This is a genomic window from Sphingobacterium sp. BIGb0165 (genome assembly GCF_024810095.1).
Taxonomy (GTDB): Bacteria; Bacteroidota; Bacteroidia; order Sphingobacteriales; family Sphingobacteriaceae; genus Sphingobacterium; species Sphingobacterium detergens.
This window is the reverse complement of record NZ_JANUEB010000006.1, coordinates 291,242-304,422: the sequence shown is the minus strand read 5'-3', so window position 1 is coordinate 304,422 and position 13,181 is coordinate 291,242. Positions and strand designations below refer to the sequence as shown.

Genomic DNA, 13,181 nt, shown 5'->3' with positions numbered 1-13,181 from the left:
CTATTTATCTGTGTTTTTAGGCTGGTATTGTGGTACATGATCCAATTTTGCAAATAGGTGCGGGCCATTCATTTCAATACCTGCAGCTAGGAAGTCATTGAGAATATGTTGATAAATCTCGGATTTGGCCAGCTCAATTTCCCCAGATTTGGAAATATAAACATTCAGCTCGTAGAGGACATAAAAATCGTCTAGTTTTTTTTGTAATACAAATGGTGCCGGAAGTTGATTGACACGTGCTATACGTGTGGGAATATTTAAGAGCAATTCGTGTATACGTTGCCAAGGTTCTTCATAGCCCACTGTGAGTTCAACCTGAAAACATATTCCTTCTTCTGAAAAGGTAGAATAGTTAACAGTATTGCCTGATAGGATGGATGAATTTGGAATGGTGATTTCCTCATTTTTAATTGTCCTTAGCCGGGTTACCAAGGGTGATTTTTCAATAACAACACCTGTCTTATCCGCAATTGTGATTCGGTCACCGATCCGGAAAGGGCGCATATAGGTAATGACAAGACCTGCAATAATATTGGAAATGGCGGAGGATGATCCCAAAGAGAATAGTACTCCGATAAAAACAGATATCCCTTTGAAGATGTCTGAATTGGCGCCCGGAAGATAAGGGAATACAAGTACCAATGTAAAGGCGTGTAATAGAAACCGGACAATGGTAAATGTAGGCATAGCAAACTCCCGGTGAAAGCCATTGACCTCCAATTTACCTTTATCAATCTCGTTAAAAATATATTTCACAAACCGTACGGCATAACGCATGACAAATAGAATGACAAAAACGGTGATCAGATTTGGAATATAATCCCAAATGGCGAAGACCGCTTTTTTCAGGGGTTTGGTAAAAAGTCCGATCAGATTGGAGGCCCAGCTTTGCGTAAAGGGAAAGACGCTGAAAACAATGGGAAGCATGATGAAAGCGATCAATACAATCAGTCCCCAACGTGCAATATTGATTGTGTTAATGAAAATACGGGTTTTCTGAACGGAGGTAAGGAACACATAATTTTTGATTTTAACATCTTTGATCCGCTCTGTACGTTCGGCCAATAGACGATTCGTGCCATATCTTTTTAGTCTATTGATAAAATACACCAAAATCGAAAAGACCACAAGGATAAGGAGGACAAGTCCTGTACGGATCAGCACTTTGGTAATGCTATTGTCCGCTCTTTCCTTACTGATGGCCTGTTGGATACGCTTGAGGTATTGTGTGGCAATCTCTTCTTTGTTTTTCCCTTCCAGTAGGGCGTCAAGTTCTGTGATGGAAGTAATGATCAGATCTTTGTAAACAATATCGGCGCTGATTTCGTTGTTTTCGATTTTGAAGGAATCTACTTTTACAAAATCATCTTCATAGAGATTCTCAATTCTGCTGACCACATTGTAGGCGCGATCTTTGGCCAGAGATGAACCCAATTTGTTATAGATATAAAAAAGGGTGTCATTAAATGGTGCGACGGCATAACGCTTGGTGTTTTTTTTGATCGAGTCAACTTTGATTTTTAACTGTTGCTTGCGCAGATTGTTTTCTTCGTCAAAATTATTGAGCTGCTGTTTTAGATTTTCTTTCTTGGGACTATTCTGACTTTTGAGACTGGCGATTTCATGCTGTAGTTTCTGACGTTCGAGTGAATCGTTGATCTGTTGTTGTCGGATATCATTTAATAAGGTGCTTAAACCAAGTTCTTTTTTATTGATTGAATCGTTCTCCTGTGCATAAAGCCCAACGATTGTTGAACAAAAACACAGTATAATTGTAAAGAAAAAAATGTAAAATCTTCTCATATTCTCCAAGGTAAAATTGATTCCAATCTATCAGCCTGACCAATCTGATCCTGATCGGATAGCCAAAGATAATAATGTTTTTTGTTGAACCCAGTTATCGGATGTTCTAATCTTTTTTCGATTATCTTTTTTATCCGCTAATCTATGGGGGGACCTGCTGCAATATGATATAAATTGCATATAAAATGATACGAAGAGGCTGCTGAATGTCAGTTATTCCAACGTTATTTGTTGTGAAGCTTATATTTTTCTTTAGGCATTTTTAATGATTCTTTTTTATGCCTGAAAACAGCTAGGTCGCTAATTTTATCAAAATATATGATTAAACCCTTTAAAAAACCTATTTTTAAGATGAACAAACTCGGAAAAGTGAGTATTTGTTGCTTGTTAGCTTGTATATCGAGCTTTTTTGATGTACAGGCCCAACAGAGAAAAGCTCCAGCTTACCCATTGATTACCCACAATCCAAACTTTAGTATCTGGTCAATGACGGATCAGTTGAATGCATCAACCACCAAACATTGGACCGAAGCAGATCATTCGCTCTTGGGACTGATTAATGTCGACGGCAATATTTATCGTTTTCTTGGTAAGGAGGAACCCAATTATAAAACGATTCTTCCCACTGCGGAAGATCAGTCTTTTACTGTACAATATACCGAGTCTAAACCCGAAGGAGATTGGCAGTCCTCTTCTTATAAAGCCAGTGGCTGGAAATCAGGTGCTGCTCCTCTGGGAGACGATCAAAAACATGTCAAGACTTTGTGGAAATCGGATGATATCTGGGTACGTCGTGCCTTTAATGTGACCGATCCGCAAGGCATCAACGAACTCTTCTTAAAATTGAACCATGATGATAATGTCGTGGTGTTTTTAAATGGGAAAAAGGTTTATGAAAAGGCGGGGTGGACAAACAGCTTCCAGTATTTGCCGATAAATAAGTCGGACCTAAAGGCGGGTCAAAATCAGATTGCTATTCATTTGCGCAATACTGCCGGAGGCCGTTTTCTTGACTTTGGCCTAGTAGATAGGCTCAAAGAGGGGGGGGCTAAAATACAAACTGCCGTGCAGAAAGATGTGGAGATAACAGCCACACGTACCATATATAACTTCCAGGCAGGCAAAGTCGATCTGAAGCTCACATTTACATCGCCGCTATTGATGGATGATCTTAATCTATTGGCTCGTCCTGTATCTTATATTACCTATCAGGTAAAAGCAAATGATGGAAAACAACATGCTGTAAAAGTCTTTTTAAGTGCGGCATCCAACATTGCGGTTTATAAACCATCACAGGAGGTCGTTGCTAAAAAATATGAGACTGACAAATTAGCTATTTTGAAAACAGGAACAGTCGAACAACCTATGTTGCAAAAAGGAGCCGATGATATGCGTATTGACTGGGGCTATTTTTATGTTGCCGCACCCAAAAAAGATCAGTCGCAGCAGTTTGTAAGTCCAATGGCAACGGCTGTGGATGACTTTAGAAAAGGAAATACAAAGTCAACAAGTACAAAGGGAACGGCATTATCTTTGAATACAATCATTCCTTTTGGGACGGTGGGCAATAAGGAAGTCGAACGTTTTGTTGAACTTGGCTATGATGAGATTTATGCTATCCAATATTTCAAAAAAGATCTGCGGCCTTGGTGGAATAATTCTGGTAAAGAAACCATTGAAAATCAGCTTACCTTAGCGGCCAATGAATATCGCTCAGTAATGGATAGATGTGTTGCTTTCGATAAACAGGTTTACACAGATGCGTTAAAGTCTGGCGGAAAGGAATATGCCCATTTAACAACACTGGCTTATCGCCAGAGTATTGCTGCGCACACCTTGGTGAAAAGTCCACAGGACGAATTGCTCTGGTTATCCAAAGAGAACAACAGTGGTGGTTTTATTAATACGGTCGATGTCACTTATCCATCGGCACCTCTATACCTGATCTATAATCCGGAATTGTTGAAAGGCATGTTGACGGGTATCTTTTACTTTAGTGAAAGTGGCAAATATCCTCACCCTTGGGCAGCACATGATCTAGGTACATATCCATTGGCCAATGGACAGACTTATGGCGAGCCAATGCCGGTCGAAGAGTCTGGAAATATGATTATTTTGACCGCTGCGATTTCAAAAGTACAGGGGGATGGGAACTATGCACGTAAGCACTGGAAGACGCTCACCACTTGGGTAGACTATCTTGTAAAGGATGGTTTCGACCCTAAAACGCAATTATGTACAGATGATTTTGCGGGCCATCTCGCCCGTAATGTAAACTTATCGGTAAAGGCTATTGTGGGGATCGCCTGTTATGCGCAAATGGCTGAAGCGATCGGCGAAAATGAGACGGCGAAGAAATATCGTGCCATTGCGGAGGAGATGGTGCCAAAATGGATGGAAATGGCAGATGCCGGAGACCATTACGCGCTGACATTTGACGATAAAAATACCTGGAGCCAAAAATATAATCTGATTTGGGACAAGGTGCTGGGACTAAATCTGTTTCCACAGAAAGTCTATAACACGGAGATCAAGTATTACCTGACCAAACAAAGTAGATTTGGAATTCCATTGGATAGCCGAAAAGCATATACCAAAAACGACTGGATTTTGTGGACTGCTACATTTGCACCAACACGGGATGAATTCGAAGCTTTGGTGCATCCGGTTTACAACCATGCGATCCAAACAGAATCTCGTGTTCCACTAAATGATTTTTACGACGCGAATACAGGGATACGTGAGAATTTTAAGGCACGTAGTGTTGTAGGTGGTTTTTATATGAAGATGCTATCGGATAAACTTCAGCAAAAATAAGCGGCGAAAATATCCATACTTTAAACGAAGTACAAAAAATGGATTGATTCCAAAATCATTGGACGGATAAACAAAATTACCTTTTTTTATAGCAGAGCCCGGTATTCCGCCGGGCTCTTTTCTGTTTGGCTTTTTTTTAATCTGGTATTTGCGTTCTCCACCAAGCTCCTATCAACTATTCAACTTTTGGAATGTTCGCTTTCACTTGATCGACGGCTTCTTTATTTTTTTGCGGTAGACTATAAATTTTTAAAAATCACTGATTTCCGTTATCTTGTAGATACATTGAAAATGTATCTTTGAGTGAGTCTCCTGTTGCGTAAAAACCAACTTGTCATTTGATCGTGAGTTGTGTTGTGACAGGATTGTCAGCTTTAATAAATCGGAATCATTATGTTTAGACATTTAAAATTAATTGACGGATCATCGGATAAATTTTGGCAAATTGAAACCAAGGAAAATAGTCATACGGTAACTTACGGACGAAACGGTACCGACGGGCAGTCGAAGACAAAGGCCTTTGATTCAGATGAAACTTGTCTGAAAGATGCTGAGAAATTGATTGCCGAGAAAATAAAAAAAGGTTATTCGGATGATGGCTTGGCAATCGTCGCTCCCACAGAGAAAAAAGGAGCTGCCCAATCCAAGCAAGCTATTGCCGATGAATACCTTGAACTTATTCGTCAGACAAATATTGATGGTCTGATTCCATTTCTTGACCGACATTTAAAAGGGAATGTCGAGTTTATTAAAAAAGAAATACGAAAAGCAAAGAAATATTGGTTATCGTGGACGGATCTTTCCAAAGAACCGGAATTTAAAAAACATGCCAATTACAATTGGGGGCAACGTGCGGATCAGACGCAACAACGACTGATTGCATTGAGTGCATTGGCGACTTTTTCGTTGAGTGATACTACGACCTGGACTGAATTGATAGATCCTTTAAACTCACTGAATATCCCCTCGGTAAAAAAGGTACTGGATTGGGCAAAACCAAGTTGGTTGGCAGACTTTGCCGCCGAACAAATGATTAAAAATGAATGGATGGCGATTACCTATGACAACATCCGTTTATTGGAAGAGTGGGGCTACTTTGAATTTAAACCTGAAGTCTACGCACGTTCATTGGGCAACGCCCCAAATCTAGGTTATAATGAACCGGAGAAGAAAGCCTATTTGGATAGATTGATTGAAGACGAGAAGGCTTATACACGCGATGTTCCTTTGTTGCTTGCCTACGAAACGAATCTGCAAAACAACTATTTGCGTTATGATTATCAAACGCAGGAATCGGAGCTGGTATGGGACTATGTTTTCCCGAGATTATTGGAACAAGGAAAATTGGATACCGATCTTTTTATACAACAACTCTTTGAAACGCAGACCAAAGATTGGAATATAAATCTCAAAAGCTTTTTCCGAAAGCTTCTGACGAAGTTGAATATTAATGATGCGGTGATTTTGCAACATCAAAACCATCTTTTCCCCTTGTTACATCATGAGCAGGCTGCGGTCGTTAATTTTGCCATTGATCGACTGAAGCCTCTGATCGGAAGCTCGGAATTGGACAGCAATGAGCTTTTATCTTGGTTGGAACCTGTTTTTATGCGCAATGATCTGAAAGGGGGGATCAAGACGCTTCTGATCCAATTTGACAAATGGCTGAAACAGGAAAAAGAACTTGCGTCGGCTGTATGTTCTGCGATTACTCCCATCTTTATGTTATCTGATCTTTCGCTACAGGAACGTGCGGCAAAATTGATTGCTAAATATGCTGCTGTAGAGGATGAGGAGATTAAAATGAGGTTGACGATGTATGCCACACAACTCATGGGGGATGTCAGTAGTCAACTAAAGCCTTGGCTGGAAGAGGCTCTGTTGAGTGAAGCAGAAGTATTATCTCCATTGCGGGGAATGAATGAAGTGTATGAATATGAAGCCCCAAAAGGGAATGATATACAACTCGATCAAACAATCACTTATCTGGCCAATTGGAGTGATATCTTATTTCATTGGGGAAAGATAATCAAGGGAGGGGATCCTTTGGATATGGAATTGCTTATCCATGCCTGGTTAACCAAGCGGGATGAATTTCCAACGGATTATGTGAGACAACTGGATCCTTACCTCAAACAGTTAAAGAACGGTTACAGTGAGGCTTCTTATGCCAGTTTATTTGGTAACGTGCTGCTGAATATTATTTATCAACCTAAGACGATATATCGATATAAGAGCCGTTATAACAGTGAATTTAGATCGATTTCGATTTTGGATCATTTACTGGCTATATTTCAAAGTCGCTTACAGCAACAGGTTGCTGTTTCATTGCTCAGTACACCGAGTCATGCGCCTTATTGGGTATCACCCGAGGTCTTAATCGATCGGATCATTGCGCATGAGCAACAAGGGGTTGCTATAGATCCTGTCGATATGGCTATTGCAATCAGTAGGATGCCACGTATAGATGGCGAGGATAACAAGGCACAATTACAGCATATCCAAACGGAGGAATTACGTGAGTTGCTCGCATTCGCCTTGGGATATACTGACAATATCAAGGTTGGGGAAGGGAAAAACTGGCTTCAACGTCTATTCAAAAAAGAAGGCGATGAAAAGGAGTGGCTGGCCGTATGGGCAACGGCTGCGCGGACACGGCAACCGGACGGAAAGTTTCCTGCATTCGAGACCGGAGCCTTAGCCAGTTTTCCTTTTGTGGTCGAACCTTATCGTCCCAGCTATCAGATTAAACCGAATTATAATACGAGCTACGATTATAAGACAAAACAGAATGAGCAATATTTGATCGGTCAGGAATTGGCTATTCCAATGCCTACTTATCAGGAAACGCCGAGACCATTATTGTATGCAATGGATGTTTATACCACCCGGAAAAATGAATATTTTTATTACGTGAGCGAGGCTGATATCCGCTATTTTTTTAGCTTGATTCCCCAGGTGGCTGAACCGCTAAGTCTCGTGTTAAATTGTCGTTTCAATTCCTATGCATTGGAGACTTCGAAGACCATACCAGCGCTGTTGACGGCCCTCTTGGATTATCATGGCGCTACTGATCCAAGTACGCAGTTGTTTATAGCCTGTAGCTTATTGACGAAAGAAAAGAATACACGTACTTTGGCGGCGGAGTTGGTCATGCAATGGGTGGAGAAAGGAAAGCTGGATGTTCAGACACTGGGTGATTATCTGGGTGATTTAATAGGTAAAGCGTACGCACCTATAAATCGTTTTCTGGATTTGTTTGAAGTAGTCCGCGACATCAGCCCAATTCACAACGATGCATTATATCAACTATTAAAAAGCCTGCTGTTACGTGTCAGCTGGGAAACAAAAATGCCAGCTAATTTTAAAAAGCTGATCGAGCAAACTTACGACCTTGCGCTTCGTCTGGGCAAAAAAGATGATAAACAACTGAAGGAAAAAATCGCGGAATGGGAAAAAGTTGCAGCGTTAAAACCCATTGTGTTAAAATTTAATAAACTGTAAAATGGCATTAAAAGATTTAGAAGTAAGCTTTGCACGACCATCGATACTTGCCGAACGAAATGGAATACAACAGCTCGTACTTGCTCATCAGGCGGAGCTGCAAGATGTCAATGAAGTTCCCTGTTTTTTCTGGGGCAAATTGGTTGATCCTTTATTGAGTTCAAAATGTTTACTGACGTTATCTAAGGTGGTTCGGTCGAGTTTTGGCCCTGTACCACCAAGTTTAAGAGATCCAATTGTTTCTGCTGGAACCGAACAGCTTCGCTTTGAAGGTTTTTCCTCCTGTAACGGTGTGTATGCACGACTGGATCTTTTGGAAGAGGCGATAGATGGAGAGTTTTTGGCTGCTGGTACAACAAATGTTGATTTTAACGAACCGATGTTAAATGCATTGAATAGCATCAAAAAGTCAGAATCAATGGTGATGGGAGTAGGCGAAAAGGAAGTTTCACTGCACAGTGATGGGGGGACTGTCGTAGAAAGAAAGGTCACGCTACCTTTGAGATGGGTCAAAGGATTAACCAGTGTACAGTGGTATCTTGCCGAAATGGAAGAAGTTTTTGTCTTACAGAAATTGCAGGTCGTCCAGTTATTTCAAAGTATTCCACGAGGTTCGGTCAAAGGGAATTATTATTTGAGCAAAAGGGGGAATAAATTCTTGTTTTCACCATTGAAGAGTGCCGATGCAGTGCAAATTGGTGGTATCCAACGTCTGCGTTTATTGGAATCATTGTTGCCTTATGTTGACCTGATGCGTGTATATCAGGCTGCAGGTGGCGAATGTGTCTGTGTGGTGGTTGATTTTGGAAAAATGCGCATGACTCTGGCGCTCTCTCCGGATAATTATCGCGGGTTTTCAGGTGAAGGAAATGTGCTGGAGAATATGGTGCAGGAGGTTCCGCAAGAATGGATTTACGGACTTAATAGCCTGCTGAAATCTAATGAACTATTCAACCCAACCCTACTGTCGATAGAGCATGATATCGCCTTTGATACCATGGATAGCTTAACTGCCTCATTATCGTCCATCGGATTATTGGGGTATGACATGCATGAGGCAAAACACTATTATCGACGGTTGCCATTTAAAACAGAACGTATATTGTCGCTTAATCCCCGTTTAAAGAATGCGAAAAAATTATTGCAAACTGATAGCGTACAGATTATACGACGGGAGGGACGGACATTGGAGGCTCGGGTAGAGGGTTCGGGTGTGCTGCATACCGTTTTGATTGAAGGGGAACAGGCGCGATGTACCTGCAATTGGTATACAAATCATCAGGGAAAACGCGGTGTATGTAAGCATGTCTTGGCGGTGAAAATGCAGTTGAAAGATTAAATTGTCAACTATTCAAATCGTAGGAGGATGCTTTTATTCTTTGGACTGCTTTTTTTGAATTATTCGCAGGATTAAGGGGCGTATAAAAAGGTGAATTTTGATAAATGATACCAAATAATATTTTGGATCCTCAGTCTGATGAAAAAATAGGGTTTAAGTTCTTGATGAATTTAAACCCTATTTTTTGTTATTCATTGAATTTAAGGGGAACCCCAAATTAATCAATCCGTTACTGTATATTACGGATCTTGTTACACAGTATGCTTTTAAGTTGTTTACAATCAATTTCAATGCGATCTTTGTCTTTTAACTTATGCTTTTTCTGCAGGTGTTTTCCCACTACCGTAATTGCTTTTTGTATGATTAGTTGATCGAGCTGTCTTGAAGAAAGGTTGAGACAGGTACGAATGAGGGATGATAGTCTAAGTTGAAAGTCAAAGGGATAGTCAACCTCGAATGTTAAGATCCTTTCATTCAAAGACAGCAGTTCATCGCTTGAAATCTGGTCATATTGTAAAGCATAGGTTACTGTAGCTAAATCGGCTTCCACCCTATTTTTTCTTCTCATTTCCTCGGAAAATGCATATTTCCAAGCCAGTTCTGTATCGTTATTTTGAAATTTGTTGAACAATATACTGTCTATTGTAGTAGGTCGAGTACGTGAAAATATGGTCAAATTGTATGTGCTGTCACATTTAGCACATCGATAAATCAACCATACATCAACGTTTTTTTTCTGTGCATTTATTCTGAATTTTTCACTGCAATAAAATTGTTTACTATCGCAGTGGCTACATGATTTCTTTAGTAGTGGTGTATTCTTTGGACTGATAGCCCATGTATATTCCTTTTGCATTATTTATAGTCGTGCTTAATATTCTTTGCTAATTTTTTTGATATTATTCACGCTGTTTCCGCTATCAAAACACGAGGGTATGGATAGCTTGCATAGCAAAAAAGAAATATTTGCTACAGTAATAAGGTGAATAATAAAATCAAATGAAAACCTGTTTGGATAGGATTACCCAAATAAAAGAATGATTAGCCTGTGGTTTGTGAGGCTAACTAAGCAACTATAAATTTAAGAATTGTGTTCAAAACGTAGTCGTTTGGTCTATATGCTAAGTTAAGTAATTTAATTGAAATTACTAAGAGAGGTTTTGTAATAACAACATTTCACCGACAGCAATATGATATACACTGTATCGGTGAAATGTATGAATGGGATTTATTCGTCTTTTAAACTATTGACCGGATTTATTCGGCCTATTTTTAGCGCATGGTAGAAGATGGTCCCAAATGCGATCAACATGCTGGTGATTCCTGCAAATATAAATGTCCAAACTTGGATACTGATTCTGTAATTGAAGTCCTGTAGCCAGGTGTTCATTGCCCACCAGCCAATAGGGCAGGCGATTAGAATGGCGATGAAAATAAGTTTTATAAAATCAGTGGATAGCAATTTTATAATTCCTAGTAGACTGGCTCCAAGAACCTTCCGGATACCGATCTCTTTTGTCCGTTGCTGCGTCACAAATGCGGCAAGTCCAAATAATCCCAAACAGGCAATAAATATCGCTAAACCTGCAAAGGTTGAGACAATAACCTGAGTCCGTTGTACATCTGCATATAACATGGCGAATCCTTCATCCAAGAAGGTGTACTGGATTTTTTGATTTGGAGAGAATTTGTTCCAAACGTTTGTAATTTCCTGAATACTTTGTTCCATTTTGTCCGATTTAAGTTTGATGGACATCATATTCGGACTACCGCCAACAATCAATGCCAGCGGTTTAACATCCTCATTACGCATGTTTCCAAAGATAAAGTCTTCGACCACAGCAATGATTGTATAAGTTGCATAATTTCGAATTTTTGCACCGATCGGATTTTTGATGTTCAACTCTTTTATCATCTTCTGATTGACTATTATCGCCGCGGAATCTGTTGGCATGTTCATGTTGAAATTACGTCCTTCGAGGATTTTGATACCAAAGGTGGAGATATAATCATCATCAACAATCCAGTTCTGACCGCTTACACCGACGTCTTGATTTTGTCTACCATCGTTCCAAAATGAATTTCCGTTACGTTTTACGCCGTCCATCGTAACAGGGAGGTAATCACCTATAGAGACAGACGCGACACTAGACAATTCCTTTAATTCGTTTTTTAGTAACCTTTGCTTTCCATCCAAAGTGCCGGTTCCTCTTAATATGAGCACCTGCTCTTTGTTGAAACCTAAGTCTCTATTTAAAATATATTTTATTTGTTGGTTGATGACCAAGGTGCCAATGATCAGGATAATAGATGTTGTGAACTGGAAGATAACAAGTCCATTTCGAAACCAGTTGCGGCTAGATTTTAGATTAACGTTTCCTTTTAATACAGCAATCGGTTTAAATTTAGAAAGATACATTGCGGGATAAATTCCAGATACAACAGCTATCAATAGACCGAAGACGACAAGGGTGGGGATGAAATACCAGGTTGTCCAGGGAAAAACCAATGATTTACCGGCAATCTGATTAAAAAAGGGAAGTAGTAGCACTGCGAAAAATAAGGCAAATGCGATGGAGATCCCACTGTATAAAAAGGACTCCGCCATGAATTGTACGATGAGGGCCTTTCGACCCGAACCGATTGTCTTCCGGACACCAACTTCTTTTGCACGTGTAACAGCATTGGCAGTAGACAGATTGATAAAGTTGATCATTGCGATAATCAATATAAATGTCGCTATTCCACCAAAAATATAGACCAATCGAATATCACCACGATTTTGGCTTTCAATCTTATGAGTTTGCACATCATTGGAATATAAATGAATCTTTTCCAAGGGCTGTAAGGTCATTCTTGCAGTATTCCAAACCTCTTCATTGACCGTCATACCCGCTTTAATCATGGCGGGTTTATAATGATCCTGAATGTAAGATTTTGTGATTTTCTTTTCTAATTGTTGTATATCGGTTCCTTCTCTGACTTTAAAATAGGTTGTATAGTTGGAGGCCAGCCAATTTAATTTTTCACCTTCATAAGGTTCATGACCACTTAAAGTCATAAAGAAATCAAATCCATATAGATTGGAGTTTGTGGGAATATCATCGATGACTGCTGTAATGGAATACTCGTTTGATTTATCATTATTTAAATAGATGCGTTTTCCGATCGGATTTCCGTTAAACAGTTTCGCTGCTTTCCGCTTGGTGATTACAATAGTCTTTGGATTGTCGAGCGCATGGCTTAATGAACCGAAGATTGTCTTGGTTGGGAAGAAATCCATGATCGCTTGATCCGCAAAACAGAAGCCCTCCTCGGAAAATAGTTCGGCATTGCCAGTTGTGGCGATTTGATTGGTTCCAGCACCAAAAAGAGGATTTGTTAATAATCTTCCAGAGGTAATAATTTCTGGAAATTCTTCTTTTAAAGTAGCGCCTGCCGGAGCCGGTAGAGATAGTCCTTTTAGAACAGTATTGTCTTTATTGATCACCCCTACCACCCTGAAAAGTAGGTTAGCATCTTTGTAGAATTTATCATAGCTCAACTCATGCTTTACATATAAAACAATAAGCATACAGATCGCTATGCTAAAGGCAAAGCCGCCTATTTTTATTAATGAGAAGAAGCGTTGATTTTTTAAGCTTCTCCAAGCAGTTTTTATATAGTTTTTTAACATAGCGGTATCAATTACAAATAGATGATTATTTCATGTTAAAAT

Annotated in this window: 6 protein-coding genes; 3 read left to right on the top strand and 3 right to left on the bottom strand. The window is 39.8% G+C overall.

Annotated features, from left to right (window positions below; all coding sequences use genetic code 11):
* Nucleotides 1–1,803 (bottom strand): mechanosensitive ion channel family protein, encoded by a 1,803-nt coding sequence (locus M2408_RS15705; RefSeq protein WP_259183260.1) that lies wholly within the window; start codon nt 1,801–1,803, stop codon nt 1–3.
* Between the two features lie 351 nt (nt 1,804–2,154).
* Between M2408_RS15705 and M2408_RS15700 the strand changes: the two genes are divergently transcribed.
* The 3 genes from M2408_RS15700 to M2408_RS15690 all read left to right on the top strand — a co-directional run bounded on the left by M2408_RS15700 (nt 2,155) and on the right by M2408_RS15690 (nt 9,463).
* On the top strand, nt 2,155–4,620 hold the full coding sequence (locus tag M2408_RS15700) for a glutaminase family protein (RefSeq protein ID WP_259183259.1): 2,466 nt from the start codon (nt 2,155–2,157) through the stop codon (nt 4,618–4,620).
* Between the two features lie 393 nt (nt 4,621–5,013).
* Nucleotides 5,014–8,124, top strand: coding sequence for a DUF6493 family protein (locus M2408_RS15695; protein ID WP_259183258.1), 3,111 nt, complete (start codon nt 5,014–5,016; stop codon nt 8,122–8,124).
* 1 nt (nt 8,125) lies between these two features.
* The gene (locus tag M2408_RS15690; protein ID WP_259183257.1) at nt 8,126–9,463 is read left to right on the top strand and encodes an SWIM zinc finger family protein; all 1,338 of its coding nucleotides are present in this window, start codon (nt 8,126–8,128) and stop codon (nt 9,461–9,463) included.
* A gap of 229 nt (nt 9,464–9,692) precedes the next feature.
* Here M2408_RS15690 and M2408_RS15685 read toward each other — a convergent pair whose 3' ends face one another.
* Complete coding sequence (locus M2408_RS15685; protein WP_259183256.1) at nt 9,693–10,319, bottom strand: DUF1062 domain-containing protein; 627 nt, start codon at nt 10,317–10,319, stop codon at nt 9,693–9,695.
* Nucleotides 10,320–10,691: 372 nt separating this feature from the next.
* Nucleotides 10,692–13,139 carry an ABC transporter permease gene (locus M2408_RS15680; protein WP_259183255.1) on the bottom strand — a complete coding sequence of 816 codons (2,448 nt, stop codon included), beginning with the start codon at nt 13,137–13,139 and terminating at the stop codon, nt 10,692–10,694.
* Between the last annotated feature and the right edge of the window lie 42 nt (nt 13,140–13,181).